Origin of the sequence: Aquincola sp. J276, from assembly GCF_024700035.1 — a bacterium.
GTDB classification, from domain to species: domain Bacteria; phylum Pseudomonadota; class Gammaproteobacteria; order Burkholderiales; family Burkholderiaceae_C; genus Aquincola; species Aquincola tertiaricarbonis.
The window spans coordinates 2,676,080-2,701,050 of the sequence record NZ_JAJONC010000001.1; the positions used below are offsets into that span (position 1 = coordinate 2,676,080).

At 71.9% G+C, this 24,971-nt stretch carries 21 protein-coding genes and 2 pseudogenes; 8 read left to right on the top strand and 15 right to left on the bottom strand.

Features of this window, described 5'->3' with window-relative positions:
- Position 1: 1 nt before the first annotated feature.
- Positions 2-913 carry a LysR family transcriptional regulator gene (locus LRS14_RS12235; RefSeq protein WP_257799702.1) on the bottom strand — a complete coding sequence of 304 codons (912 nt, stop codon included), beginning with the start codon at positions 911-913 and terminating at the stop codon, positions 2-4.
- 100 nt (positions 914-1,013) lie between these two features.
- Here LRS14_RS12235 and LRS14_RS12240 point away from each other — a divergent pair, with 100 nt between their 5' ends.
- Complete coding sequence (locus LRS14_RS12240; RefSeq protein WP_257799703.1) at positions 1,014-2,027, top strand: zinc-binding alcohol dehydrogenase family protein; 1,014 nt, start codon at positions 1,014-1,016, stop codon at positions 2,025-2,027.
- A 9-nt stretch (positions 2,028-2,036) separates the two neighbouring features.
- Here LRS14_RS12240 and LRS14_RS12245 read toward each other — a convergent pair whose 3' ends face one another.
- Both LRS14_RS12245 and ppk2 read right to left on the bottom strand, forming a co-directional pair.
- The gene (locus tag LRS14_RS12245; RefSeq protein WP_257799704.1) at positions 2,037-3,521 is read right to left on the bottom strand and encodes a CYTH and CHAD domain-containing protein; all 1,485 of its coding nucleotides are present in this window, start codon (positions 3,519-3,521) and stop codon (positions 2,037-2,039) included.
- 38 nt (positions 3,522-3,559) lie between these two features.
- Positions 3,560-4,462, bottom strand: a complete 903-nt coding sequence (gene ppk2, locus LRS14_RS12250) for a polyphosphate kinase 2 (protein ID WP_046113104.1) — start codon at positions 4,460-4,462, stop codon at positions 3,560-3,562.
- Positions 4,463-4,782: 320 nt separating this feature from the next.
- Between ppk2 and LRS14_RS12255 the strand changes: the two genes are divergently transcribed.
- Positions 4,783-6,279, top strand: coding sequence for a capsule assembly Wzi family protein (locus tag LRS14_RS12255; RefSeq protein WP_257799705.1), 1,497 nt, complete (start codon positions 4,783-4,785; stop codon positions 6,277-6,279).
- An 18-nt stretch (positions 6,280-6,297) separates the two neighbouring features.
- On the opposite strand, the gene LRS14_RS12260 is transcribed toward LRS14_RS12255, so the two are convergent.
- Positions 6,298-6,852: a CoxG family protein gene (locus tag LRS14_RS12260; RefSeq protein WP_257799706.1), complete on the bottom strand. Its 555-nt coding sequence runs from the start codon at positions 6,850-6,852 to the stop codon at positions 6,298-6,300.
- Between the two features lie 25 nt (positions 6,853-6,877).
- A pseudogene (locus LRS14_RS30680) lies at positions 6,878-7,577 on the bottom strand (vWA domain-containing protein).
- Here LRS14_RS30680 and LRS14_RS30685 point away from each other — a divergent pair.
- Positions 7,467-8,159, top strand: coding sequence for a hypothetical protein (locus LRS14_RS30685; protein WP_404977585.1), 693 nt, complete (start codon positions 7,467-7,469; stop codon positions 8,157-8,159). The pseudogene LRS14_RS30680 and the gene LRS14_RS30685 sit on opposite strands and share 111 nt — an antisense overlap.
- Here LRS14_RS30685 and LRS14_RS12275 read toward each other — a convergent pair.
- From LRS14_RS12275 to LRS14_RS12290, 4 genes are all read right to left on the bottom strand, one after another.
- Positions 8,071-8,994, bottom strand: a complete 924-nt coding sequence (locus LRS14_RS12275) for a MoxR family ATPase (protein WP_257799708.1) — start codon at positions 8,992-8,994, stop codon at positions 8,071-8,073. The genes LRS14_RS30685 and LRS14_RS12275 overlap by 89 nt on opposite strands.
- Positions 8,995-9,071: 77 nt before the next feature.
- Positions 9,072-9,860 (bottom strand): xanthine dehydrogenase family protein subunit M, encoded by a 789-nt coding sequence (locus LRS14_RS12280; RefSeq protein ID WP_257799709.1) that lies wholly within the window; start codon positions 9,858-9,860, stop codon positions 9,072-9,074.
- Positions 9,861-9,877: 17 nt separating this feature from the next.
- On the bottom strand, positions 9,878-12,232 hold the full coding sequence (locus LRS14_RS12285) for a xanthine dehydrogenase family protein molybdopterin-binding subunit (RefSeq protein WP_046113099.1): 2,355 nt from the start codon (positions 12,230-12,232) through the stop codon (positions 9,878-9,880).
- 16 nt (positions 12,233-12,248) lie between these two features.
- Positions 12,249-12,722 carry a (2Fe-2S)-binding protein gene (locus tag LRS14_RS12290; RefSeq protein ID WP_257799710.1) on the bottom strand — a complete coding sequence of 158 codons (474 nt, stop codon included), beginning with the start codon at positions 12,720-12,722 and terminating at the stop codon, positions 12,249-12,251.
- A 152-nt stretch (positions 12,723-12,874) separates the two neighbouring features.
- Here LRS14_RS12290 and LRS14_RS12295 point away from each other — a divergent pair.
- Positions 12,875-13,883 (top strand): annotated as a pseudogene (locus LRS14_RS12295) (XdhC family protein).
- Between the two features lie 3 nt (positions 13,884-13,886).
- Here the strand turns inward: LRS14_RS12295 and LRS14_RS12305 are convergent.
- Positions 13,887-14,225, bottom strand: a complete 339-nt coding sequence (locus tag LRS14_RS12305) for an MliC family protein (RefSeq protein WP_257799713.1) — start codon at positions 14,223-14,225, stop codon at positions 13,887-13,889.
- A gap of 158 nt (positions 14,226-14,383) precedes the next feature.
- Between LRS14_RS12305 and LRS14_RS12310 the strand changes: the two genes are divergently transcribed.
- Together LRS14_RS12310 and LRS14_RS12315 are read left to right on the top strand one after the other, a co-directional pair.
- The gene (locus tag LRS14_RS12310; protein ID WP_157039543.1) at positions 14,384-15,760 is read left to right on the top strand and encodes an ABC transporter substrate-binding protein; all 1,377 of its coding nucleotides are present in this window, start codon (positions 14,384-14,386) and stop codon (positions 15,758-15,760) included.
- Positions 15,761-15,776: 16 nt separating this feature from the next.
- Positions 15,777-18,455 carry a bifunctional diguanylate cyclase/phosphodiesterase gene (locus LRS14_RS12315; RefSeq protein WP_052736287.1) on the top strand — a complete coding sequence of 893 codons (2,679 nt, stop codon included), beginning with the start codon at positions 15,777-15,779 and terminating at the stop codon, positions 18,453-18,455.
- Here LRS14_RS12315 and LRS14_RS12320 read toward each other — a convergent pair.
- Both LRS14_RS12320 and LRS14_RS12325 read right to left on the bottom strand, forming a co-directional pair.
- Positions 18,452-20,677: a xanthine dehydrogenase family protein molybdopterin-binding subunit gene (locus LRS14_RS12320; RefSeq protein ID WP_257799714.1), complete on the bottom strand. Its 2,226-nt coding sequence runs from the start codon at positions 20,675-20,677 to the stop codon at positions 18,452-18,454. The genes LRS14_RS12315 and LRS14_RS12320 overlap by 4 nt on opposite strands.
- A gap of 10 nt (positions 20,678-20,687) precedes the next feature.
- A complete protein-coding gene (locus LRS14_RS12325; protein ID WP_257799715.1) occupies positions 20,688-21,149 on the bottom strand; it encodes a (2Fe-2S)-binding protein in 462 nt (153 codons plus the stop codon).
- Positions 21,150-21,244: 95 nt separating this feature from the next.
- Between LRS14_RS12325 and LRS14_RS12330 the strand changes: the two genes are divergently transcribed.
- The gene (locus tag LRS14_RS12330; protein ID WP_046113093.1) at positions 21,245-22,144 is read left to right on the top strand and encodes a LysR family transcriptional regulator; all 900 of its coding nucleotides are present in this window, start codon (positions 21,245-21,247) and stop codon (positions 22,142-22,144) included.
- Here LRS14_RS12330 and LRS14_RS12335 read toward each other — a convergent pair.
- Positions 22,141-22,443 (bottom strand): hypothetical protein, encoded by a 303-nt coding sequence (locus LRS14_RS12335; protein WP_046113092.1) that lies wholly within the window; start codon positions 22,441-22,443, stop codon positions 22,141-22,143. The two genes, LRS14_RS12330 and LRS14_RS12335, sit on opposite strands and share 4 nt — an antisense overlap.
- A 130-nt stretch (positions 22,444-22,573) precedes the next feature.
- Between LRS14_RS12335 and LRS14_RS12340 the strand changes: the two genes are divergently transcribed.
- Positions 22,574-23,215 carry a glutathione S-transferase family protein gene (locus LRS14_RS12340; RefSeq protein ID WP_257799716.1) on the top strand — a complete coding sequence of 214 codons (642 nt, stop codon included), beginning with the start codon at positions 22,574-22,576 and terminating at the stop codon, positions 23,213-23,215.
- 5 nt (positions 23,216-23,220) lie between these two features.
- On the opposite strand, the gene LRS14_RS12345 is transcribed toward LRS14_RS12340, so the two are convergent.
- Positions 23,221-23,595, bottom strand: a complete 375-nt coding sequence (locus LRS14_RS12345; RefSeq protein WP_052736286.1) for a DnaJ family domain-containing protein — start codon at positions 23,593-23,595, stop codon at positions 23,221-23,223.
- Entirely contained in the window at positions 23,592-24,971 is a 1,380-nt protein-coding gene (locus LRS14_RS12350) for a tetratricopeptide repeat protein (protein ID WP_257799717.1), read from the bottom strand. The genes LRS14_RS12345 and LRS14_RS12350 overlap by 4 nt, the downstream gene beginning before the upstream one ends.

The following is a 24,971-nucleotide window of genomic DNA, read 5'->3' on the forward strand; positions in this document are numbered from 1 at the left end:
GTCAGCGCGCCGCCAGGCGCTGCTGCAGGAAGTCGCCCAGCGCGCGCACCCGGGCGCTGAGGTGGCTGCCGCTGGCCAGTGCCAGCACCAGCGGATACGGCGCCGACCGCAGCTGCGGCAGCACCTGCACCAGCCGGCCGGCGGCCAGGTCGTCGGCCACGTCCAGCAGCGACTTCATCGCGATGCCCTGCCCGGCCAGCGCCCATTCCCGGGTGACCAGCCCGCTGTCTGCCGTGCGCCGCACCCGCGGCCGCAGGCTCACCGGCCGGCCGCCGTCCAGCATCGCCCACACATGCCCCGGCCGGTTGGCCAGCCGCAGCGAGATGCCGTCGTGCTGGGCGATGTCCTCTGCCATGTGCGGCGTGCCGGCGCGCGCCAGGTAGTCGGGCGAGGCCACCAGCACCCGATGGTTGTCGGCCAGCCGGCGCACGATCAGGCCGGGCTGCTGCGGCTCGCCGTAGCGCAGGGCGGCGTCCACCGGCTCGCGCGACAGGTCGCTCACCCGGTCGCCCACCTGCAGGTCGAGCTGCAGCGCGGGATGCAGCGCCAGGAAATCGTCGAGCAGCGGGCGCAGCACCCGCGCGCCCAGGTCGGAGGGCATGCCCAGCCGCAGCAGGCCGCGCACCTGGGCCAGCGGCTCGCGCAGCTGCGCCACGCCGTCGCCCAGCAGGGCCAGCGCCTCCTGCGCACGCTGCAGGAAGGCGGCGCCTTCGGGCGTGGGCCGCAGCGCCCGGCTGTTCCGGGTGAACAGGGCGGCGCCCAGCTGCGCCTCCAGCCGGCGGATGGCCGCGGTGGCGGTGGCCGGCAGCCAGTCGCGCTCACGCGCGGCGGCCGCCACGCTGCCCAGCTCCGCGGCGCGCAAGGCCAGTTGCAGGGCGGGCAGCTCCAGGCTGTCCGCAGTGACGGTGACCATCGGATCGACAAACCTCGTTTGTGGCTGCCGCAGTGTGGCACGGCTGGTTTGCCGTCGCCCGGCGCGGCACAGTCACGCCATCGTGTCCAAGGAGTACCGCATGAAAGCCGTTGCCTACCGCCAGAGCCTGCCCATCGCCGATGCGCAGTCGTTGATCGACATCGACCTGCCCGAACCCGAGCTGCGTGCCAACGACCTGCTGGTGGAAGTGAAGGCCGTGTCGGTGAACCCGGTGGACACCAAGGTGCGCCGCAACGTGGCGCCGCCCGAGGGCCAGGCCAAGGTGCTGGGCTGGGACGCCGCCGGCATCGTGAAGGCGGTGGGCAGCGCGGTGTCGCGCTTCCGGGTGGGCGACCGTGTCTGGTATGCCGGCGCCATCGACCGTGCCGGCAGCAACAGCGCGCTGCAGGCGGTGGACGAGCGCATCGTCGGGCCGATGCCGGCCACGCTCGGCTTTGCCGAGGCCGCCGCGCTGCCGCTGACCAGCATCACCGCCTGGGAACTGCTTTTCGACCGCCTGGGCGTTGCGCGCGAGGGCGGCGAGGGCCAGTCGCTGCTGATCGTCGGCGGCGCGGGCGGTGTGGGCTCGGTGCTGACGCAGATCGCCCGCAGGCTGACCAAGCTGACGGTGATCGCCACCGCCTCGCGCCCCGAGACGCAGGCCTGGGCCTCGGACATGGGCGCGCACCATGTGATCGACCACCGCCAGCCGCTGGCCGACGAACTGCGCCGCATCGGCCACGCGCAGGTGGACCTGGTGGCCAGCCTGACGGCCACCGAGCAGCACTACGCGGCGCTGGTGGAAGCGCTGGTGCCGCAAGGCAAGCTGGCGTTGATCGACGACCCGGCCACGCCGCTGGACATCACGGCGCTCAAGCGCAAGAGCCTGTCTCTGCACTGGGAGCTGATGTTCACCCGCTCCCTGTTCCAGACGCCCGACATGGCCGAGCAGCACAAGCTGCTGGGCGAGGTGGCGCGCCTGGTGGACGCCGGCGTGCTGCGCAGCACCCTGACCGAACGCTTCGGCCCGCTGAACGCGGACAACCTGCGCCGCGCCCACGCCTGGGTGGAGAGCGGCCGCGCCATCGGCAAGGGCGTGCTGGAAGGCTTCTGAGCGCCCGGCTCAGTCCTTCCAGAAGCGGGGCGTGGCGGCCAGCTGCTGCAGCGCCTTGCGGCAGCGCCGCGCGGTGATCGGCTCGCGGCCCTGCAGCCAGCCCACCGCAAACCACGCGGTGGCCTCGCCGGCTTCGGCCGCCTCGCGGTACAGCGCGAGCGCCACCGCGTTGTCGTTGTGCTCGCCCAGCGCGTCCTGGGCCGGCTCCAGTTGACGCAGGTAGCGCTTGACGGCCTTGGCGTCGAAGGCCGGCGCCGCGAACTCCGCCAGGTAGCGCAGCCGCTTCAGCCGCTTGCGGGTGCGGTGCTGGTCCTCGGTGGCCAGGGCCTCGAAACCGTCGGCATCACGCGCCACCTGGCGGTGCAGCCGCTGCAGCCGGTGGCGGGCCAGCGCACGGGCCTTGCCCGCCTCGGCCGCCTGCAGGCCATCGGCACGCAGGCCCTGCACCGTGAGTTCCAGCAGCGCCAGCTGCAAGGCGCTGTCGCGCGCCACGGCCTGTGGCGTGAGCACGCCCTGCGGCCGCGTGTCGATGCGGATGGCGGGCGCGCCGGCCGCCTGCAGCGCGGCGCCGGTGGCCGAGACCACGGTGTCGCGGTCGCGCCAGCGCCCCAGTTCGGAGAATGCCTCCCGCAGCGCCGCCGGCGCCTCCATGCCCGCCAGCTCGCGCAGCACCGTGCGCAGCCGGCGCAGGCCCACGCGCAGCTGGTGCACATGCTCGGCCGCGCCTTCGCCCTGCGCCACGGCATCCGCGTTCGGGACGATCTGCGAGAGGCAACCGACCACGCTGTCGTGCAGCCAGTCGGTGGCCTGCTCGGGCACCGCGATGCGGTGTGCCGCGGCCTTGACCACCGGCCACAGCGGCTCGCCGCGCGCCAGGCGCTCGCCGCGCTCGGCCTTGGTGGCATGGCTGAGCCACAGGCCATGCGTCGGCAGCCATTCGCTGGCCAGCACCCGCAGCGCGGAGGCGTCGCCCTCCCGCAGTTCCAGCTCCAGCTCGCACACCGGCAGGCGCCGCTCGCCGGCCAGGATGTGGCCTTCGTCCAGCGCGGCCTCGATGCGCCCGCCGGCCACGTTGAGCTGCAGGCTGCGGCGCCACAGGTCGGTGCCGTACACCGGCTGCAGGCTGGCGGCGGGCGCTCCCGCGGCCTGCAGCACCTCCTGCAGCGCGTCGCCGGCGGGCGTGCCGTCGTGGCGCGACAGGTCCAGTGGCGGCACGGCGGCGCCGTCGGCCGGCTCGGGCGCCAGCACGGTGGCGTTGTGCTCCAGCCGGTGGGCCACCATGCGGCCCTGCGCCTTCAGCGTCTGCACCCAGCGGTCGCCCTCGCGGCGCAGCCGCAGCGCGATGCGGTGCTGCGCCAGCAAGCGCGCAGGCGTGTCGAAGTAGTGGGCCTGCAGGTGCTCGCGCCGGCTGCCTTCGCCGGTGAAGCGTGCGGCCAGCGCGGGCAGGGCTTCGGGGTCGAAGCCGAACTTCAGTTCGATCTCATGGCTGCTCATGCAGGCACTCTAGCCGCCGCAGCCCGACCTGGGCGCGCTCAGTAGATCTCGGGCACGATCATTTCGGCCGGCACCGGCTGGCGGATGTAGTCGGCATGGCGCACCCGGGCGGGCAGCTGCACCGGCTCGTGCGGCACCTCGTGGTAGTCGAACTGCGACAGCAGGTGCGCGATGCAGTTGAGCCGGGCGCGCTTCTTGTCCACCGCCTGCACCACCCACCAAGGCGCCTCGGGGATGTGGGTGCGCTCGATCATCGCTTCCTTGGCGCGGGTGTAGTCCTCCCAGCGGCGGCGCGATTCCAGGTCCATCGGGCTCAGCTTCCACTGCTTGAGCGGGTCATGGATGCGGGTGAGGAAGCGGGCGTGCTGCTCGTCGTCGGTGATCGAGAACCAGTACTTGATCAGCCGGATGCCGGAGCGCGCCAGCATCTTCTCGAACTCGGGCACGGTGCGGAAGAACTCCTCCACCTCGTCGTCGGTGCAAAAGCCCATCACCCGCTCGACGCCGGCGCGGTTGTACCAGCTGCGGTCGAACAGCACGATCTCGCCGGCCGCCGGCAGGTGGCTCACGTAGCGCTGGAAGTACCACTGCGTGCGCTCGCGGTCGTTGGGCGCCGGCAGCGCGGCCACGCGGGCCACCCGCGGGTTCAGCCGCTGGGTGATGCGCTTGATGACGCCGCCCTTGCCGGCCGCGTCCCGGCCCTCGAACAGGATCACCACCTTCTGGCGGGTGCCCACCACCCAGTCCTGCAGCTTCACCAGCTCGCCTTGCAGCCGGAACAGCTCGCGGAAGTACTGCCGGCGGCGGGCGCGGGCCGCCTCGTCCGGTGCATCGTCGCCGTCGTCGATGGCCATTTCCAGCTCTTCGTCGTAGCTGTCGATCAGGTCCAGGTGCATGCGCTGCAGCTGCTGCAGCGAGGTGTCGTCAGTACGTTCGTTCATGGCGGCGGGGTTGGCGGGCGGAACCCGGCACGCTGCCCGTCGGTCGTGACAGGACGATGACGGCGCACGCCCGGGCCATGGGCGAATCGCGCTGGAACGGAATCCCACGAAGCAGCGGCACACCAGCACAAACCGCACGCAATGCGGCGATGAGGTGAATCTTGACAGCGTCCGGCGTCACCTGCGCCGGAGCACACGCGCGGGGCAACCGCCCGGGCGCACCAGAGCGTTGCAAAACCGCACCATCCCAACGCCGGCTCCCCAAGGATATCGATGCTGCGCAGCAACAACCTCGCTAGATTCGGCGTGATTTCGTTCACATGCCCGAGGACCGTTTGCCGTTTGCGCCTACCCGTTTGCTGCGCCGCCTGAGTGCGCTGGCCGCTTTGCTGGTGGCCACCGCCGCCCATGCCCAGGCTTCCCTGCCCTGGACGCCCGACCCCTTCGAACGCCATGCCCTGCAGCGCCTGGTCGACGAAGCCGGCCTGTCGCTGACCACCAGCCACTGGCCGCTGCCGCGGGCCGCGGTGCAGCAGGCGCTGGCCGCTTTGCCGGCCGCGCTGCCACCGGCGCTGGACCAGGCCCGCGCCAGCGTGCAGGCCGGGCTGTCCCGGGCCACGCGGGCGCAGGCCTCGCTCACCGTGCGCAGCCACGATGAAGCCCTGCCCGGCTTCGGCGACGACGGCGCGCCCGGCAGCCAGGCCACGCTGCGCTCGCCTGCCTACGAAGGCACGCACTTCGCGGCGCAGTTCGGCGTGCGTGCGGGCCGCGCCACCGCGCCCTGGAACCACGGCACCGACGTGCGGCTGGACGAGACCGCCGTGGTGGCCCAGGCGCTGGGCTGGCAGCTGCAGGCCTGGTCCCGCCAGGCCTGGTGGGGGCCGGGCTGGCAGGACAGCCTGGTGCTGGGCCACAACGCGCCGCCGATGCTGGGCCTGGGCTTCCAGCGGGCATCGGCCTCGCGCTCGGAATCGCCCTGGCTCGCCTGGGCCGGGCCGTGGAACTTCGAGTTCTTCATCGCGCAGACGGACGACACGCGCCAGCCGAAGAACCCGTTCCTGATCGGCCACCGGCTGACGCTGCGGCCGCTGCCTTCGCTGGAGATCGGGCTCACCCGCACCGCGCAGTGGGGCGGCGAAGGCCGCGACCAGTCGCTGCGCAGCTTCCTGCGCATGCTGGGCGGCCGCGGCACCAATGCGGGCGACGAGGACTACACCGGCGCCGACCCCGGCAACGGCATGGCCGGCATCGACCTGCGCGCCGGCTGCCCCGCCGGCTGGCGCTGCGCCGGCTATGTGCAGCTGATCGGCGAGGACGAGGCCAACTACATGCCCTCCAAGTTCCTGGGCGTGTACGGCCTGGAGCACTGGTCGGCCGACGGACGCCACCGCTGGTTTGCGGAGGTGGCCGAGACCGGCTGCCGCATGCCGGTGGGCCAGGACGCCGACAAGGGCTGCGCCTACCGCAACTACGCCTATGGCGACGGCTACACCCACGGCGGCCGCTGGATCGGTGCCGGCGCGGGCCCCGACAGCCGCCTGCTCACGCTGGGCTGGCTGGACGCTGAGCGCCGCACCGCGCTGCGGCTGCATGCCGGCCGGGTGGGCGCGCGCATCGGCGTGCTGGGCCGCACCGACGACCCCCGCCATTCGGGCCATCTGTTTGGCCTGACCGGCAGCGCGCAGTGGCGCTGGGGCGCGGCCACCATCGCGCCCGAGCTGGGCTGGCTGCGCGTGGCGGCCGACGACGGCACCCGCCACCAGGCGCGCATCGGCGCCACGATCACGCTGCCGCTGGACAGCCTGCTGCGGCCCTGAGCCGCGCACTGAGGGCGGCTAACCCCCGAACAGGCGCTTCAGCCAGGCCCAGAATCCGCCCTTCTTCACCGGCGCGGCGGCGGCGGCCGGCTCGGCCACGGCCGCCGCGGGTTCCGGTGCCGGCGCATAGCGCTCGGCCAGCTTGGCGTTGAAGGTCTCGAAGAACTCGGTCGCCATCTTCTGCGCGGCCATGTCCACCAGCCGCGAGCCGATCTGCGCGATCTTGCCGCCCACGTTGGCATTGGCGGTGTAGTGCAGCACCGTGCTGTGCGGGCCCGCCGGCTCCAGCCGCACCGCGGCCGTGCCCTTGGCGTGGCCGGCGGCGCCACCCTGGCCTTCGAACTGGATGTTGTAGGCATTGGGCGGGTCCAGGTCGGCCAGCTTGAGCTTGCCCTTGAACTTGGCCTTCACCGGGCCGATGGCCGCGGTGACCAGCACCTCGTACTGGTTCTCGCCGGTGGGCGTGATGCTCTCGCAGCCGGGCATCGCGGCCTGCAGCAGGCTGATGTCGTTCAGCGCCTCCCAGGCCTGCACCTGGCTGACGGGCAGCGTCTGCTGGTTGGTGAGTTGCATGCTCGTGTACTCCCGTTCGTTGTTGTCAGTGGGGCCGTGCCGGCGTGTCGCTCGCCAGCAGGCGGGTGAGTTGTTCCAGGCTCTCGAGGTTGTGCGCGGGCACGAAGCGGTCCACGTGCGGAAGCATCGTGCGGATGCCCGCCGCCTTCGGCTCGAAGCCCTGCCAGCGCAGCAGCGGATTGAGCCACACCAGCCGGCGGCAGCTCTTGTGCAGCCGTTCCATCTCGAAGCGCAGCGCCTCGGTGTGGCCATGCTCCAGCCCGTCGGTGACCAGCAGCACGGTGGCCCGGCCGCCCAGCGTGCGCCGCGCCCACTGCTGGTTGAACTCGTGCAGGCAGGCGCTGATGCGGGTGCCGCCCGACCAGTCCTGCACCGCGCGCACCACCTGGGCCACGGCAAAGTCGGGGTCGCGCTGGCGCAGCAGGTGGGTGGTGCGCGTGAGCCGGGTGCCGAAGACGAAGCTCTCCACCCGCACGTCGGCCCGGCCCAGCGTGGGTGAAGTGCAGCAGCATGCGCGAGTAGCGGCTCATCGAGCCCGAGATGTCGGCCAGCACCACCAGCGGTGCCGGGCGCTGCCGCGGGGCGCGCCACTGCGGTTTGAGCAGTTCGCCGCCATGGCGCGCCATGTCGCGCATGGTGGCGCGCCAGTCGGCGCGGCCGGGATGCGCGGAGGGCTTGGTGCGGCGGGTGGTGATGGGCTCGAACAGCGGCTTGAGCCGGCGCAGCGCATGCTTGGCCTGCAGCCATTCGTCCGCGCTCATGGTGTCGAAATCGGCCCGCTGCAGCAGCTCGCGCTCGCTGAAGGTGAGCGTGGCCTCGATCTCGATGCGCTCCGGCGGCGGCGGGGCTTGCGGCCGCGGTGGCGCGCCGACCGAGAAGGCCTCGCCCAGCCGGCGGTTCTCGGGCGGGGGCGGCGGGGCGTTGGCGTCGTTGGCCTGCACCTGCGGCAGCAGCATCTGCATCATGCGGCCGGCCAGGTCGGGGTCGCGCCAGTACAGGTCGAAAGCCTGGTCGAACATCGCGCGGTGTTCGTGGCGGTCGAGCAGGCAGGCGGCCAGCGCGGCGCGGAAGTCCGCCCGCGACTGCAGCCCCGCCACCTGCAGCGCCTGCAGCGCGAGCTGGATGCGGTCGGTGCCCACCGGCACGCCGGCGGTGCGCAGCACGCGCCCGAAGTGCATCACGTTCTCGGCCAGGCGGTGCATCGGGGCAGGCGCGGCGTCAGCCGTGCGCAGCGTTGTCGCGCAACTGCTGCAGCAGGCGCGCCACCTCGCCGCCCTGCACCTTGGCGATGTCGTCCTGGTACTTGAGCAGCACGCCCAGCGTGGTGTTGACGGTCTGCGGGTCCAGCACCACCGCGTCCAGCGCCATCAGCGCGCGCGTCCACTCGATGGTCTCGGCAATGCCGGGCAGCTTGTACAGCTCGACCGCGCGCAGTTGCTGCACGAAGGCCACGATCTCGGCGGCCAGCTTCTCCGGCGCGCCGGGCACGCGCTGGGCCAGGATCTGCGCCTCACGCGCGGCATCGGGGAAGTCGACCCAGTGGTACAGGCAGCGGCGCTTGACCGCATCGTGGATCTCGCGCGTGCGGTTGCTGGTGAGCACCACGATCGGCGGATGCGCGGCCTGCACCACGCCCAGTTCGGGAATCGTGATCTGGAAGTCGGACAGCACCTCCAGCAGGAAGGCCTCGAACGGCTCGTCGGCGCGGTCCAGCTCGTCGATCAACAGCACCGGCGGCACCGGCTGGTCGGGCGAGATGGCCTGCAAGAGCGCGCGGCGGATCAGGAAGCGCTCGCTGAACAGGTCGCGGCCCAGCGCCTCGCGGGTGGCCTGCCCCGGCGCGGCATGCTCGGCCAGGCGGATCTCCATCATCTGCCGCGGGTAGTTCCACTCGTAGGCGGCGCCGGCCAGGTCCAGGCCTTCATAGCACTGCAGGCGGATCAGCGGGCGGCCCAGCATGCGGGCCAGCGTCTTGGCGATTTCCGTCTTGCCCGTGCCGGGCTCGCCCTCCAGGAACAAGGGCCGCTCCAGCTTGAGCGCCAGGAACACCGTGGTGGCCAGCGTGCGCTCGGCCACGTAGTCGTGCTGCAGCAGTTGGGTCAGCGTGTCGTCGATGCTGGCGGGCAGGGAGGTGGAGGTCAAAGCGGAAGGCCTGGTTCAAAAATGCGGAACGCCGCAACAGTGTGCGGCGTTGGGCGGGGTGCTGCGGCGGCCGCCGCTCAACTCCCTGCGACGGCGCGGCCGGCCAGCACCGGGATCAGCGCCGCCCGGTAGGCGGCCGAGCCGTGCAGGTCGGTGTTCAAGCCATCGGCGCTGACCTTCACGCCCTCGCAGGCGGCGGCGGTGAAGTTGGCGGCCAGCGCGTCTTCCAGCGCCTTGACGCGGAACACGCAGGCGCCCGCGCCGGTGACGGCCACCCGGGTGCCGGCCGGACCGCGGCTGACGAACACGCCCACCAGCGAAAAGCGCGATGCCGGGTTGCGCATCTTTTCCCAGCCGGCTTGTTGCGGCACGGGGAAGCTGACGGCGGTGATGACCTCGCCTTCGGCCAGCGCGGTTTCGTACAGGCCCTTGAAGAAGCTGTCGGCCGGGATCTGGCGCTGGTCGGTGTGGATGGTGGCGCCCAGGCCCAGCACCGCGGCCGGGTAGCAGGCCGCAGGGTCGTTGTTGGCCAGGCTGCCGCCGATGGTGCCGCGGTTGCGCACCTGGCGGTCACCGATCAGCCCGGCCAGCTTGGCCAGCGCCGGGATGGCCTGCTGCACCTCGGCCGAGGCGGCCACCGCGGCATGGGTGGTCATCGCGCCGATGGTCACCTGGCCATTGGCCACGGTGATGCCCTTCAGCTCGCCGATGCTGCTCAGGTCGACCAGCGCGGAAGGTGCGGCCAGGCCCAGCTTCATCGACGCCAGCAGCGACTGGCCGCCGGCCAGCAGCTTGGCGTCGCCGCCACCGGCCGCTCGGATCGCATCGGCCACCGATGCGGGCTTGGAGTATTCGAAGGCTTGCATGTGTTGTGCTTCCTGGTTCAGGCGTTCATCGCCTTCCACACCGTGAACGACGTGGCCGGCATCGGCATGTCGCGCACGCCGACGGCATTGCAGATGGCGTTGATGATCGCAGGCGGCGAACCGATGGCGCCGGCCTCGCCGCAGCCCTTCACGCCCAGCGGGTTGTGGGTGCAGGGCGTGCCCTGCACCGTCTCCACCTGGAAGTGCGGGAAGTTGTCGGCGCGCGGCATCGCATAGTCCATGTAGCTGCCGGACAGCAGCTGGCCGCTGTCGTCGTCGTACACGCCGTGCTCCAGCAGCGCCTGGCCGATGCCCTGCGCCAGCCCGCCGTGCACCTGGCCTTCCACGATCATCGGGTTGATGACGTTGCCGAAGTCGTCGCAGGCGGTGAAGCGGTCGACCCGCGTCTCGCCGGTCTTGGGGTCCACCTCCACCTCGCAGATGTAGGTGCCGGCCGGATAGGTGAAGTTGCTGGGGTCGTAGAACGCGTTTTCGTTCAGGCCGGGCTCCAGCTTGTCATGCGGGAAGTTGTGCGGCACGTAGGCGGTGAGCGCCACCTGCGCGAAGGGCACGCTCTTGTCGGTGCCGGCCACCTTGAACACGCCGTCCTCGAACTCGACGTCGGTGTCGGCCGCCTCCATCAGGTGGGCCGCGATCTTCTTGCCCTTGGCCACCACCTTGTCGATGGCCTTGACGATGGCGGTGCCGCCCACCGCCAGCGAGCGGCTGCCGTAGGTGCCCATGCCGAACAGCACCTTGCCGGTGTCGCCGTGCTCGATGCTCACGTCGTCCAGCGGGATGCCGAGCTTGTCGGCCACCACCTGCGCGAAGGTGGTCTCGTGGCCCTGGCCGTGGCTGTGGCTGCCGGTGAAGATGGTGACCTTGCCGGTGGGGTGCACCCGCACCTCGCCGGCCTCGAACAGGCCGGCGCGTGCGCCCAGCGCGCCCGCCACGCTCGACGGGGCGATGCCGCAGGCCTCGATGTAGGCCGAGTAGCCGATGCCGCGCTTCAGGCCCTTGGCCTCGCTCTCGGCCTTGCGGGCGGCAAAGCCCGCCACGTCGGCCAGCTCGATGGCGCGGGCCATCGTGGCTTCGTAGTCGCCGGTGTCGTAGGTCAGGCCCACCGGCGTGGCATACGGAAACTCGCGCACGAAGTTGCGGCGGCGGATCTCGGCGGGGTCGATGCCCAGGTCGTGCGCGGCGGTCTCGACGATGCGCTCCACCACGTAGGTGGCCTCGGGCCGGCCGGCGCCGCGGTAGGCGTCCACCGGCGCGGTGTTGGTGAACATCGCCTGCACTTCGCAGTGGATCTTGGGCGTGGCGTACTGGCCGGCCAGCAGCGTGGCGTACAGGATGGTGGGCACCGCCGACGAGAAGGTGCTCAGGTAGGCACCCAGGTTGGCCTGCGTCCTGACCCGCAGCGCGAGGAACTTGCCCTGCTGGTCGGTGGCCAGCTCCACCGTGGTGAGGTGGTCGCGGCCGTGCGCATCGGACAGGAAGGCCTCGCTGCGGTCGGCCGTCCACTTGATCGGCCGGCCCAGCTGCTTGCTGGCCCACACCAGCGCCGTCTCCTCTCCGTACAGGAAGATCTTGGAGCCGAAGCCGCCGCCCACGTCGGGCGCCACCACGCGCATCTTGTGCTCGGGGATGCCCAGCACGAAGGCGCACATCAGCAGCCGCTCCACGTGCGGGTTCTGGTTGGCGACGTACAGCGTGTAGTTGTCGTCCGAGGGGTTGTAGCTGGCATTGGCCGCGCGCGGCTCGATGGCGTTGGGCACCAGCCGGTTGTTGCGGAAGGTGAGCTTGCTGATGTGCGGTGCCGAGGCCATGGCCGCGTCGGTGCCGGCCTGGTCGCCGATGGCCCACAGGTAGCACTGGTTGTCCGGTGATTCGGCATGCAGCGCGCCGCCGGCCGCGGCCACCTGCGCGGCCTTGGCCACGTCCACCACCGCGGGCAGTTCCTCGTAGTCCACCTCCACCAGCGCGGCCGCTTCCTTGGCCTGCTGCAGCGTCTCGGCCACCACCAGGGCCACGCGGTCGCCCACGTAGCGCACCTTGTCCAGCGCCAGGATCGGGTGCTTGGGCTCCTTCATCGGCGTGGTGTCGGTGCTGTTGATCAGCCAGCCGCAGGGCAGGCCGCCCACGTCCTTGAAGTGCTCGCCGGTGTACACGCCCAGCACCCCGGGCGCGGCCTGGGCGGCTGCCGTGTCCACCCGCGTGAGCTTCGCGTGCGCATACGGCGAGCGCACGAAGATGCCGTAGGTCTGGCGCGGCAGCGTGATGTCGTCGGTGTACTGGCCGCGGCCGGTGAGAAAGCGCGCGTCCTCGCGGCGCGGCACCGATTGGCCGATGAAACCTTGCCTGGCGTTCATGTGCGTCGCTCCTGCCTCAGGCGCCCATGCCGGCAGCACCCTGCTGCACGGCCTTGACGATGTTCTGGTAGCCCGTGCAGCGGCACAGGTTGCCTTCGAGGTGATGGCGGATCTCCGCCTCGGTGCCGTGTGCGTGGTGCTGCACCAGGTCGATGGCGCTCATCACCATGCCGGGGGTGCAGAAGCCGCACTGCAGGCCGTGGCAGGCCTTGAAGGCGGCCTGCATCGGATGCAGATCGCCGTTGGCCGGCGCGATGCCCTCGATGGTGGTGAGCTCCGCGCCTTCGGCCTGCACCGCGAGCATCGAGCAGCTCTTGATCGCACGGCCGTTCAGGTGCACGGTGCAGGCGCCGCACTGCGCGGTGTCGCAGCCCACGTGGGTGCCGGTCAGCCGCAAATCCTCGCGGATGAATTCGACCAGCAGCGTGCTGGGTTCGACTTCCTTCGTCACGGCCGCGCCGTTGACCTGCAGCGTGATCTTGGTACCCATCGGTTGTCTCCTAGGAATGCCTGAACGCCGCGATCCAAAGCCCAAACCACGGCCGCCGCCGCATGCTAGGGCAGGCCATCCGGCCTTGCACCGACGGGAAAACCCGCGGCCTTGCCCGTGCAAGGCCACCGCCTTGGCGCTATCGTCAGTGCATGGACAACGTCGATCTCAACATCCTGCGGCAATTGGCCACCTGGCAGTCCGAAGGCCGCCGCGTGGTGCTGGGCACCATCACCCGCACCTGGGGCTCGGCGCCGCGTCCGGTGGGCTCGGTGGTCGCGGTGCGCGACGACGGCCAGATCGCCGGCAGCGTGAGCGGCGGCTGCATCGAGGACGACCTGATCGCCCGCGTTCGTGACGGTGCGTTGACGCTTGCCGCACCCGAGGTGGTGCGCTACGGCGTGGGCGCCGAGGAGGCCACGCGCTTCGGCCTGCCCTGCGGCGGCACGCTGGAACTGGTGCTGGAGCCGGTGGGCCCGCATTCGCGCATCGACGAACTGCTGGCGGTGCTGCAGCACGGCGACCGCATCCGCCGCGTGCTGACGCTGGCCGACGGCCATGTGGAGCTGCTGCCGCCGGCCGAAGGCGACGTGCTGCAGCTCACCGACACCACGCTCACCACCACGCACGGCCCGAGCTGGCGGCTGCTGCTGATCGGCGCCGGCCAGATGACGCACTACCTGGCCACGATGGCGCAGGCGCTGGACTACCAGGTGCTGATCTGCGACCCGCGCGAGGAATACGCCACCGGCTGGGACGTGCCCCGCGCCCGCCTCGCTGCGCGGCATGCCCGACGACGTGGTGGCCGAGCTGAGGCCTGACGGCCACACCGCCATCGTCGCGCTGACGCACGACCCCAAGCTGGACGACCTGGCGCTGATGGAAGCGCTGGCCAGCCCGGCCTTCTATGTGGGCGCCATCGGCTCCCGCGTGAACCAGGCCAAGCGCAAGGCGCGGCTGAAGGAGCACTTCGGCCTGACCGACGCGCAGCTCGACCGGCTGCATGGCCCGGTGGGCATCAAGAACGGCGCGCGCACGCCGCCGGAGATCGCCGTGGCCATCCTGGCGGAGCTGACCGCCTCGCGCTACGGCTACGTGATCCCGCCCCCGCTGTCGGCCGGCGACGGCGGCGTCGCGCCCGAGGCCGGCTGCGTCGTCTGACGCTCAGCGGCCCTGCGCGATGCAGTTGGTGGGAATGCGGCCGTCCACCGCCCAGGTGATGTCGCGGCCCTTGCCGCGCAGCTCGTTCGGGCCGCCGGCGTAGCGCATGCCGGAGCCGGCGGGCTGCTGCGCCAGCTGCAGCTGCTGGCCGTCGGGCAGCGTCACCTGCGCCGATCCATCGGCATAGCGCACCGTCAGCCGCAGGCCGTCCTCGCAGTCGTACACCACCGGCGGCCCGGCCGGGCGCTGCTGCAGGAAGGCGGGCACGGCGCAGCCGGCCAGTGAAAGGGCGCACAAGCCCTGCAGCCCGCAACGGGCGGCGTGCAGAAGTCTTCTCGTCATTCAAGCTCCGTGTTGCTGGAGGGGCACTGTACGTGCCGTGCCGGCAGGGGCAGGCCACGTGCCAGGGCCTCAAGCCGGGCGCCCGCCCGGCCGAAGAACAGGCGTCGGCCGCGCCCACGGCGCGCCGCTGCAGTACCTCCAGACCCGCCGAGGTGCTCGTGAAGATCCACACCCTGCTGACCCCAGCCCGCGCGCTGGCCTGCTGCCTGTTCGTCCTGGCCGTGCTGCTGCTGCAGTTGCGCGGCACCGGCGGCACCGAGGCACCTGCCGGCCAGGGCGCCACCCCGCCCTCCAAGCGGGTGACCCTGCTGTCGTCCTTCTCCTTGCAGGACAGCGCCCGCTACCAGGAAGCCTTCGCGGCGATGGAGCGCAGCACCGGCATCGAGGTGGTGATCCGCGCGGCCGGCGGCGATTTCGCCGACCACGTGTTCGTGGCCACGCCCGGCTTCGAGGCGCCGGACATCGCGGTGTTCGCCCAGCCCGGCCTGTTCCGCGAGATGGTGGCCGGCGGCTTCATCCACCCGCTGCCGCCCGACCTGGCGCAGACGGTGGTGCGCGACTTCCCGCCCTTCCTGGACCCGCTGCTGCGCCGTGGCGACCAGCACTACGGCCTGTGGGCCCGCGTGGCCATCAAGAGCCTGGTGTGGTACCGCCGCGCGCTCTTCGAGCAGCATGGCCTGGCGGTGCCGCGCAGCGACGCGGAGCTGGCCGCGCTGGAGCAGCAGATGATCCGCAAGGGCCTGGTGCCCTGGTGCATCGGCGTGGCCGCCCGTGGTGCCACCGGCTGGGTGGGCACCGACTGGGTAGAGGAATTCATGCTGCGTGACGCCGGCCCGGCCGCCTACGACCGCTGGGTGGCGCAGGAGCTGCCCTTCACCGCCGGCCCGGTGCGCCGGGCCTTCGCGCGCTGGGACCGCATGGTGCGCACGCCGGGCATGACGCTGGGCGGCCCGGAAGGCGTGCTCCACACCTTCGTGGAGGAGGCGGCCCGCAAGTTCGCCGGCCAGCCGGCGCCCTGCATGATGATGCGCAACTCCGAATGGGTGACCTCCGAGTTCCCCGACTCGGTGCACATCGGCCCTGGCGAGCAGATCGACTTCTTCATCCTGCCCGGCCGCAGCGAATCGCATGTGGAACTGCTGGTGGCCGGCGACGTGGCCGCGCCGCTGAATGCGCGGCCGGAGACGATGGAGGTGCTGCGCTACATGGCCTCGGCCGACTTCGGCCGCCGCCGCGCGGCCGCCGGCGCCTACCTCTCCGGCCACAAGGACGTGGAACCGGCCAGCTACGTGGAACCGCTGGCCGCGCGGCTGTCGGCCGTGTGGCACGAAGCCACGGTCATGCGCATGGACGCCTCGGACCTGATGCCCGCGGTGCTGGGCACCGCCGCCTTCTGGACGGGCATGGTCGACCACCTGAAGGGCGCCTCGGTCAACGACGTCACCGCCGGCATCGACCGCACCTGGCGCCAGTGGCGGGCCCAGCAGGCCGCGCCCGCGGCGGCCGCGCCGGCCAGCGCCGCGGCCTCGCGCTGATTCCGGAGACCTGCCCATGCGATCCAGCCGCGACGCCGCCTTCCTCCATCCACCGCACGGCTCGGTCATCGGCCGCTTGTGGCGCGGCCTGCGCTCCGGCGAGCTGCTGCTGCGCGACCGGCTGGCCATCTTCTCGGTGCTGGCAGGTGCCATCGTGCTGTCGTTGCTGGCGGTCATCGTCACCGAGCAGGCGCGCAGCCTGGCCCTGCACGACCGCTCGGTGCAGGGCCTGCACTTCGGCCGGCATGCGGACCGGCTGCTGTTCGCGCTGGCGCGCGAGCGCGAGCTGGCGCAGGCTGCCGCTGCCGGCGAGGCCAACCTGGAGCGCCGGCAGGCCAGCACCCGGCGCGAGGTGGACCTGGCGGTGCAGGGCCTGCAGGCCTTCGTGCAGCAATCCGAGGCGGTGCGCCAGGCCATCGGCGATGACCCCGCGATGACCCATCTGCCGGACTACCTCCGCCGGCTGCGCGCGCGGGTGGACCAGGCGGTGATGAAGGAGGAAACCGCCGGCCACCTGTACACCCAGCCGGTGCGGCAGCTGTTCCGCCTGGCCGCCTTCGTGGAAGAGCGCTGCATCGCGCCGGCGCTGGGCTCGCGCACCAACAGCCTGCTGTCGGTGGCGATGCTGCTGGAGGAGTTCTCGCGCCAGGCCTCGGCGCTGCGGCGCATCGAGCGCGCCAGCCAGGGCGGCGCGCTGACGCAGGACCGCGGCATCGTCGCGCCGCTGCTGGATTCCTCGCACCGCAGCGACCACATGCTGTCGGTGCTGATGGCGCACAGCGATGCCGACATCGCCGGCCATGCGCGCAGCCTGGCCAACAGCCGCGCCCATCGCTCCATCCGCGAGTTCACCGACAAGCTGGCGCTGGGCGCGTGGTCGGCCAGCTTCAAGCCCCGCTGGGGCGCGCTGATGGAGGACGCCGACAAGATGGTGGACATCACCCAGGAATCGCGCCAGCAGGCGGCCATGTCCTTCGTGCAGATCGCCGAACGGCAGGCCGCGGACACGCGGCGCCGGCTCACCGTCGTTTCGGCGCTGGGCGCGCTGCTGGTGGGCTTCATGTCGGCGGCGATGTGGCTGCTGTACCGCTCCATTGCCGGGCCGCTGCGGCTGATCGCCGGTGCCGCGCAGGCCACGGTGGACGGCAACCTGAGCACCAGCGTGGCCTACCACCGGCGCGACGAGGTGGGCCACATGGCGCATGGCCTGCAGGTGCTGATCGACACCATCGCCCTGTTCAACAGCGAGATGCTGCGCACCCGCGAGAGCGTGGCCCGCGGCGAACTGGCGGTGCGTGCCGACGGCTCGCGCTTCCGCGGGGAGTGGCGTTCGCTGATCGAGCGCTTCAACGACACGCTGGGCGAATTCGCCGCGATGCACAAGCTGTTCCAGCACCAGGCCTTCCACCACCCCGACAGCGGCCTGCTCAACCGCATGGGCCTGGCCCACCGGGTGGAGGCGCAGGCGCCGGCCGCCACGCCGTGCAACGTGTTCCTGCTGCTGCTGGTGCGGCTGGAGGACCTGACCATCACGCTGGGTGCGGACTTCAGCGCGGGCCTGCTGCGCACGTTGGCTGGCCGGCTGGTGGCGCGCTTCGGCGAGCGCTACGTCATCGCGCAGGTGAGCATGCGCGAATTCGCGCTGGTGAGCTTCGAGGCCTGCTCCGCCGAGGCGCTGGAGGTGCAGGCCGGCGAGATCGCGCGGGCGGTGGAAGAGCCCCTGCCCTATGGCGACGCCATGCTGTCCACGCCCGGCCGCGTAGGCGTGGCCATCGGCACCACCGGCGAGTTGCGTGCGCTGCTCACCAATGCCACCATCGCCTCGCGCCGGGCCTGCCTGCACGTGCGGCCGGGCTACGTGGTGCACGACGAGGCCTACCGCCGCCAGCGGGAAAAGGCCCGCCGCATCGAGCTGGCGCTGCCGCAGGCCATCGAGCGGCGCGAGCCCTACATGGTCTACCAGCCGGTGGCCGACGGCCACAGCGGCGAGGTGCTGGCCTTCGAGGCGCTGATGCGCTGGCGCACCGCGGGCGGCGAATTCATCTCGCCGGCCGACTTCATCGCCATCGCCGAGGAGACCGGCCACATCCTGGCGCTGGGCGAGATGGCGCTGCGCGCGGCCTGCAGCACCTTCGTGCGCAGCGACGTGGCCAAGGCCTTCCCGCAGGCGCAGGTGTCGGTCAACCTCTCGCCACGCCAGCTGATGGAAAGCGACCTGGTGAGCACGGTGCGGCAGGTGCTGGCCACCACCGGCCTGCCGGCGCAGCGGCTGGCGCTGGAGATCACCGAGTCCGCCTTCATGGAAGACCCCGACGTGTGCATCGAGCGCATCACCGCGCTGCGGGCGATGGGCGTGGCGATCTACCTGGACGACTTCGGCACCGGCTATTCGTCGCTGAGCTACCTCACCCGCATTCCCATCGACGTGCTGAAGATCGACCAGAGCTTCGTGCGCGGGCGCACCGAGCACACCGTCAACAAGCGCATCGTCAGCGCGATGGTGCAGCTCACGCGCAGCATGGGCATCACGCCGCTGGCCGAAGGCGTGGAGACCGACCGCGAGCGCCAGTGGCTGCTGGAGATGGGCTGCGTGCGCCACCAGGGCTACCTGTACGCACGCCCCGCGCCCATCGAGGACCACCTGGCCGCCCACCAGGCACGGCGGGCGACCGACAGCGGCGCGCGGCTCGTCTAGGCCAGCTTGAAGGGCAGCTCGCGCAGCCGCTGGCCGGTGAGCGCGGCCACCGCATTGGCCAGGGCCGGCGCCAGCGCCGGGAAGCCGGGCTCGCCCATGCCGGTGGGCGCCTCGGTGCTGGGCACGATGTGCACCTCCACCCGCGGCATCTGGTTCATGCGCGCCACGGTGTAGTCGCCGAAGTTGCTCTGCTCCACCACGCCGTCCTTCAGCGTGATGGCCGCGCCGGGCAGCGTGGTGCCCAGCGCCATGAGCACCGCGCCCTGCACCTGCGCCTCCACCGTCAGCGGATTGACCGCGAAGTTGCAATGCACGCCGGCCACGGCCCGGTGCAGCACCGGCTGGCCATCGGCCACCGACGCCTCCACCACATAGGCCACCACCGACGAGAAGGACTCGTGCACCGCCACGCCCCAGGCACGGCCGGCGGGCAGCTTGCGTTGGCCGTAGCCGGAGCGCGCCACCGCCAGGTCGAGCGCGGCACGCACGCGCGGATGGCGGTCGCCCAGCAGCGTGCGGCGGAAGGCCACCGGGTCCTGGCCTGCGGCCGCGGCCAGTTCGTCCACCAGCGTTTCCATCACGTAGGCAGTGTGGGTGTGGCCCACCGAGCGCCACCACAGCACCGGCACGTTCACCTTGGGATGGTGCACGTCCAGCGCGATGGGGAAGCCATAGGGCGTGTCCACCACGCCTTCGGTGGACACCGCGTCGATGCCGTTCTTCACCATGAAGGACTCGAACGGCGTGCCGGTGAGGATGGACTGGCCGACGATGGTGTGCTGCCAGGCCAGCACCTTGCCCTGCGCGTCCAGCCCGATCTCGGCGCGGTGCACATGCATCGGCCGGTAGTAGCCGCCGCGGATGTCGTCCTCGCGGCTCCACATCAGCTGCAGCGGGCCCTGCCCGCCGGCGGCGCGCCAGGCCTTGGCCACCTGCGCGGCTTCCACCACGTATTCCGACGAAGGCACCGCGCGCCGGCCGAAGCCGCCGCCGGCCATCGCGGTGTTCAGCGTCACCTTGTCGGGCGGCAGGCCCAGGGTGGCGGCCACGGCGGCGTGGTCCAGCGTCTGGAACTGCGAGCCCACGGTCACGGTGCAGGCATCGCCGCGGAAGTCGATCACGCAGTTGAGCGGCTCCATCGGCGCATGCGCCAGGTACGGGAAGCGGTACTCGGCGCTGATGCGGCGCGGCGCGCCGGCCAGGGCCGAGGTGTCGGCCACGCGGGCCTTCAGGCCGGGCTGCCTCGCCATCTCGCTGTAGCGCTGCAGCAGCGCGTCGGTGCTCACCTTCTCCACGCCGTCGGTGTTCCAGCTCAAGCCGAGCGCGTCGCGGCCCATCTTGGCCGGCCAGTAGCCGTCGGCCACCACCGCCACGCCGGTGGCGCCGCGGTCCAGCGGAATGCGCAGCACCTTGGACACGCCCTTGACGGCCAGCGCCTTGGCATCGTCCACCGAGGCCAGCTTCGCGCCGAACACCGGCGGCCGTGCGATCAGCACCACCCGGGCCTGCGCCGGCCGCAGGTCGATGCCGAACGACTGCCGGCCACTGGACTTGGCCGGTGCATCGAGCCGGCGCGTCGGCTGGCCCAGCAGCTTGAAGTCGGCCGGCTGCTTGAGCGTGACGCTGGCCGGCATCGGCTGCTTCATGGCCGCCTCGGCCAGCTCGCCGAAGGTGGCGCGGCGGCTGCCGGCGCTCACCACGCCGTCGGCCACGCGCACCTGCGAGGCCGGCACGTTCCAGCGCTGGGCCGCGGCGTTGACGAACATCGCACGGGCCCGGGCGCCCAGCTCCCGGTACTGCAGCCACGAGCTCTTGATGGAGTTGGAGCCGCCGACCATCTGGATGCCGAAGCCGGCGTCCTTGTAGGCCTCGGCGGCCGGCGCCAGCTCGGCCCGCACCAGTCGCCAGTCGGCATCCATCTCCTCGGCCACCAGCATGGGCAGCGCGGTGTGCACGCCCTGGCCGAAGTCCAGGCGGTTGACCATCACGGTCACCGCGCCGTCTGCGGCCACTCGCACGAAGGCGCCGGGCTGCTGGCTGGGCTTGAGTTCGCCGGCCATCGCGGCGGCCACCGCGGCACCTTGCGGCGTGGCGGGCGGCGTGCCCTGGGCGGCGCCCGCCAGCGGATACAGGCCGAGCGCGAAGCCGCTGCCGGCGGCCATCTTCAGGAAACTGCGACGCGGCAGCGCGGCGGGCAGGCGATCCGTGGTGTGTGCGGTCATGGTCGCTCCTTCAGGCCAGCGTCTTGGCGGCATCGTGGATGGCGGCGCGGATGCGCGCATAGGTGCCGCAGCGGCACACGTTGCCGGACATGGCGGCATCGATGTCGGCGTCGGTCGGCTTCCTGTTCTGCTTGAGCAGCGCGGCGGCGCTCATGATCTGGCCGCTCTGGCAATAGCCGCACTGGGCCACGTCGTGCTTCACCCAGGCGGCCTGCACGGCACGGCCCACCGGGTCGGTGCCCACCGCCTCGATGGTGGTGATGCGCTGGCCGGAGGCCACCGCGCTGATCGGCGTGACGCAGGAGCGCACCGCCTGGCCATCGATGTGCACCGTGCAGGCGCCGCACAGGGCCGCGCCGCAGCCGAACTTGGTGCCGGTGAGCTGCAGGTTGTCGCGCAGCGCCCAGAGGATGGGCGTCGAGGGATCGGCCTCCACCGCCTGGCTGCGGCCATTGATGTTCAGGGTGGTCATGGACGGGCCTCCGGAATGAAGCGAAGGAGTGTGCCCAGCCCGACTCGAAAGGCATACACAATAAAAGTGCATGGCCTTTTAAGCAGTACTTGGCAATGAACCCCGACATCCTGGCCGCCATGACGGCCTTCGCCCGCACCGCGGAGCTGCGCAGCATCACCGGCGCAGCCCACCTGCTGGGCGTGACGCCGGCCGCGGTGTCGCAGACCATCCGCAAGCTGGAGGCCCGCCTGGGCGTGCGGCTGTTCGAGCGCACCACCCGCAGCGTGAACCTCACCGAAGCCGGCCGCGCCTACTGGGAGCGCGTGTCGCCGCTGCTCACCGGCATGGCGCAGGCCACCGAGGACCTGCAGATGCAGGCCAGCGTGCCCGGCGGCCTGCTGCGCATCACGCTGCCGATGGTGGCCGGCCAGCTGCTGATCGAGCCGCTGCTGGGCGACTTCGCGCGGCTGCATCCGCACATCACGCTAGAGCTGGCCTACCAGGATGCGCTGGTGGACATCGTCAAGGAAGGCTTCGACGCCGGCATCCGCCTCGGCGAATCGCTGCAGCGCGACATGATCGCGGTGCCGCTCACGCGCGAGTTCCGGCTGCGTACCTACGCCTCACCCGACTACCTCGCCCGCCGCGGCACGCCGCAGGTGCCGGCCGACCTGCTGCAGCACAACTGCATCAACTACCGGCTGGCTTCCACCGGCGCGCCCTACCGCTGGGAGTTCCTGGAACGCCGGCGCATCGTCGCGCTGTCGGTCAGCGGCAGCCTGATCGTCAATCACTGGATGACGATGCTGGAGGCCGCGGCGCAAGGCGTGGGCGTGTGCCATGTGCTGCCCGAGGCGGCCGCGCGCTGGGTGGCCGAGGGCCGGCTGGTCGAGGTGCTGCAGAAGTTCAGCCCATCGTTCGACGGCCTGTACATCTACCACCCGCGGCGGGAGCAGCTGCCGGTGAAGACCCGGCTGTTCATCGACTTCCTGAAGGCGCGGCTGGCGGCCTAACGCGCGCCGATCGCCAGGTCGATGCCGCACAGCGCGGCGGCCATGCCCAGGCCGATGGCCACGCCCCAGGCGCGCAGTGCCTGCCGGCGCACCGGCCCGGCCGGCAGGGGCCGCCGGTGCAGCTGCAGGCACAGTGCCGAGGCGGTGCCCGATGCCACCAGCAGCAGCGCCATCAGCAGGCCGGCAACGCCGCCAATGCCCACCTGCAGCATCAAGCCGGCCACCGCGCCCAGCCCGGCGCCAATGGCGAAGGGCGTGGCGGCAGGATGCTTGGCGAGGTGCAGGGCAAGGCGGTTCATGGCGACGGCGGGCGGAAGCGGTGGCTGCGCGATTGTTCCAGCGCCGTGCGCGGGCCCAACAGCTCAACAGCGCCGTAAACACCGGCTAACCTTGCGCCCCGCCCGGGCCCCGGGCGCCGGAGCCATCACGATGATCCATCTGCACTACTACCCCGGCAATGCCAGCATGGCGCCGCACATCCTGCTGGAAGAACTGGGCGTGCCCTTCGAGCTGGTGCGCGTGGACCGCGAGCACGCGGCGCACAAGTCGCCCGAGTACCTGAAGCTCAACCCCAACGGCCTGATCCCGGTGCTGCAGGACGGCGACCTGGTGCTGTACGAGACCGCCGCCATCCTGCTGCACCTGGCCGACACGCACCCCGATGCGGTTCTGGCGCCCGGCGTCGGCACGCCGGAGCGGGCCGAGTTCTACAAGTGGCTGGTGTGGATGACCAACACGCTGCAGGCCATGCTGATCCACTACTTCTACCCCGACCGCATGGCCGACGATGCAGCCGGCGCCGCGGCGGTGAAGGCCCATGCGGAGGCCGCCATCGGCCGCATGCTGGACCAGCTGGACACGCACCTCGGCTCGCACGAGGGCCCATGGCTGCTGGGCACGGACTACAGCGCCGCCGATGCACTGGCCTTCGTGCTGTGCCGCTGGACGCGCGGCTTCGGCCGCCCCGCGCGCAGCCTGCCGCACATCGGACCCTACCTGCAGCGCATGCTGGCCCGGCCGGCGGTGCAGAAGGTGTTCGCCACCGAGCAGCCGGCCATGCCACACATCTAGACGAGCTACAGCGACCTGGTGCGCGCCAGCCGCTCGATGCGCACCTTGATCAGCAGCTCGCGCTCACCGATGCGGCGCCTGAGCGTGGCGGCTTCCGCGCTGTCGGCCGGCAGGCGGGCCAGCTCGTCGCGCCAGGCCTGCAGCTCCTGCATCAGGCCCACCTCGGCGGGCACGTGGCCGGCGTTCTTCAGCAGCTTGAAGGCCATGCGCAGCTCCTGCGGAACGTGGGCGCCACCGTCGTCGGGCAGCGGCTTGCCCCAGGCGGGGCTGGCGCGCATCTCGTCCTGGCCGGCACGCAGCTGTTCGCCGATGCGGTCGTCCAGGCTGCGCAGCTCGGCCTCGCGCTCGGCCTGCGTGGGCGGCGGCGCCCGCCGTTTCACGCCAGCCTCCGTGCGGCCCGTTCCGACAGGCCCAGGCGCGAGGCCCAGTGCCGCGTCATCGGCGTGGCCGGCTTGGCCAGCAGCCGCTCATGTAGCACCGCGCGGCCGATGGCGCGGGCCTCGCTGCTGTCGCCGCCGGGTGCATCGGCGGCCGCGGCGAGCAGGCTCAGGTCCACCAGGTCGCGCTGCGCATGGCTGCCGCCGAAACGTGCCGCCACCTCACGCACACCGTACAGCGATACCGCCGCGCCCGCCGCATCGCCGCGCACATGGGCCAGCAGCGCCCGCATCAGCGGCAGGCCCACCTCGCGTGCCATGCCGTGGTTGCTGCGGCGTGCGTCCTCCGCGGCCAGCGCCCGTTCGGCGCAGCGCGCCAGCCAGCCCTCCGCGCGGCCGATCTCGCCAGCGCCCAGCAGCACCATCACCGCATGCACGTCGTTGAAGGCATAGTGGCCGGCGGCCTGCTCGGCCATCGGCCAGCCGTCGGCCAGCGCACGCCAGCGCGGCCCCACGTCGGCGCCCAGCAGCTGCAGCCGCCACAGCAGCGAAGCCGCGTCCAGCCGCTGCAGCGTGATCTGCAGCGCATCGCCCGACAGGTGCGCATCCACCAGCCGCAGCGCGCCGGCCAGGTCCAGCGCCTCCAGCCTGAAGAGCGCCGCATGCCACCACAGGTGGCCGGCAAAGCCGTTGCCCTCCGCCCATTGCGGCTGGTGCTGGCGCAGCCAGGCGGCGCCGTCGTCCAGCCGGCCCTGCATCTCCATCACGTGCGCCACCGCATGCACGGCCCACGGCGTTCGAGGGTCCAGCGCGAGGGCGCGGCGGCCGGCCTCCTCGGCCTGCGGGTACAGGTGGCACTCCTCCAGGCCGAAGGCATGCAGCGCCAGCACCTGCGCATACAGTGGGTCAGCCTCGTCCCATTCGGGCAGCGCGCGGGCCACGCGCTGGCGAAGGTTCAGGGCGTCGCCGCGGTAGAAGTCCCAGAGGTGGGCCCACTGCAGCGCCAGCGCGTCGCGCGGATGGGCCACCAGCAGTTCGTCCCAGGCCTTGCAGGCAGCCTGCCAGCGGCCTTCCAGCGTCATGCGCACGGCAGCGGCATGGGCCCGCTCGCGCGGCGGTGCATCGGCCTCGAGCGGCGCGGCGTCGTCCAGCACCTGGGCGGCCTCGGCCACCATCGCCGGCTCGGTCAGGCTCAGCAGGTAGCCCGCCTTCATCAGCCGCGGCAGCAGCCACTGCGGGTCGTGCGCGATGGCGGTGTCCAGGTCGGCCACCGGCGCGTCGTAGAAGCTCATCATGCGCCACAGCGCCTGCTGCGCCGCGGCCAGTGCCGGCTGCGACGACGTACCGGTCAACAGCCCTCGATCGTCGTGCAGCGCCAT

Bases quoted from the DNA above. Each gene is read 5' to 3' on its own strand.
- LRS14_RS12235 (WP_257799702.1), bottom strand. From the start codon at position 913: ATGGTCACCGTCACTGCGGACAGCCTGGAGCTGCCCGCCCTGCAACTG.
- LRS14_RS12240 (WP_257799703.1), top strand. From the start codon at position 1,014: ATGAAAGCCGTTGCCTACCGCCAGAGCCTGCCCATCGCCGATGCGCAG.
- LRS14_RS12245 (WP_257799704.1), bottom strand. From the start codon at position 3,521: ATGAGCAGCCATGAGATCGAACTGAAGTTCGGCTTCGACCCCGAAGCC.
- ppk2 (WP_046113104.1), bottom strand. From the start codon at position 4,462: ATGAACGAACGTACTGACGACACCTCGCTGCAGCAGCTGCAGCGCATG.
- LRS14_RS12255 (WP_257799705.1), top strand. From the start codon at position 4,783: ATGCCCGAGGACCGTTTGCCGTTTGCGCCTACCCGTTTGCTGCGCCGC.
- LRS14_RS12260 (WP_257799706.1), bottom strand. From the start codon at position 6,852: ATGCAACTCACCAACCAGCAGACGCTGCCCGTCAGCCAGGTGCAGGCC.
- LRS14_RS30685 (WP_404977585.1), top strand. From the start codon at position 7,467: ATGGCGCGCCATGTCGCGCATGGTGGCGCGCCAGTCGGCGCGGCCGGG.
- LRS14_RS12280 (WP_257799709.1), bottom strand. From the start codon at position 9,860: ATGCAAGCCTTCGAATACTCCAAGCCCGCATCGGTGGCCGATGCGATC.
- LRS14_RS12285 (WP_046113099.1), bottom strand. From the start codon at position 12,232: ATGAACGCCAGGCAAGGTTTCATCGGCCAATCGGTGCCGCGCCGCGAG.
- LRS14_RS12290 (WP_257799710.1), bottom strand. From the start codon at position 12,722: ATGGGTACCAAGATCACGCTGCAGGTCAACGGCGCGGCCGTGACGAAG.
- LRS14_RS12305 (WP_257799713.1), bottom strand. From the start codon at position 14,225: ATGACGAGAAGACTTCTGCACGCCGCCCGTTGCGGGCTGCAGGGCTTG.
- LRS14_RS12315 (WP_052736287.1), top strand. From the start codon at position 15,777: ATGCGATCCAGCCGCGACGCCGCCTTCCTCCATCCACCGCACGGCTCG.
- LRS14_RS12320 (WP_257799714.1), bottom strand. From the start codon at position 20,677: ATGACCGCACACACCACGGATCGCCTGCCCGCCGCGCTGCCGCGTCGC.
- LRS14_RS12325 (WP_257799715.1), bottom strand. From the start codon at position 21,149: ATGACCACCCTGAACATCAATGGCCGCAGCCAGGCGGTGGAGGCCGAT.
- LRS14_RS12330 (WP_046113093.1), top strand. From the start codon at position 21,245: ATGAACCCCGACATCCTGGCCGCCATGACGGCCTTCGCCCGCACCGCG.
- LRS14_RS12335 (WP_046113092.1), bottom strand. From the start codon at position 22,443: ATGAACCGCCTTGCCCTGCACCTCGCCAAGCATCCTGCCGCCACGCCC.
- LRS14_RS12340 (WP_257799716.1), top strand. From the start codon at position 22,574: ATGATCCATCTGCACTACTACCCCGGCAATGCCAGCATGGCGCCGCAC.
- LRS14_RS12350 (WP_257799717.1), bottom strand. From the start codon at position 24,971: ATGGCGCTGCACGACGATCGAGGGCTGTTGACCGGTACGTCGTCGCAG.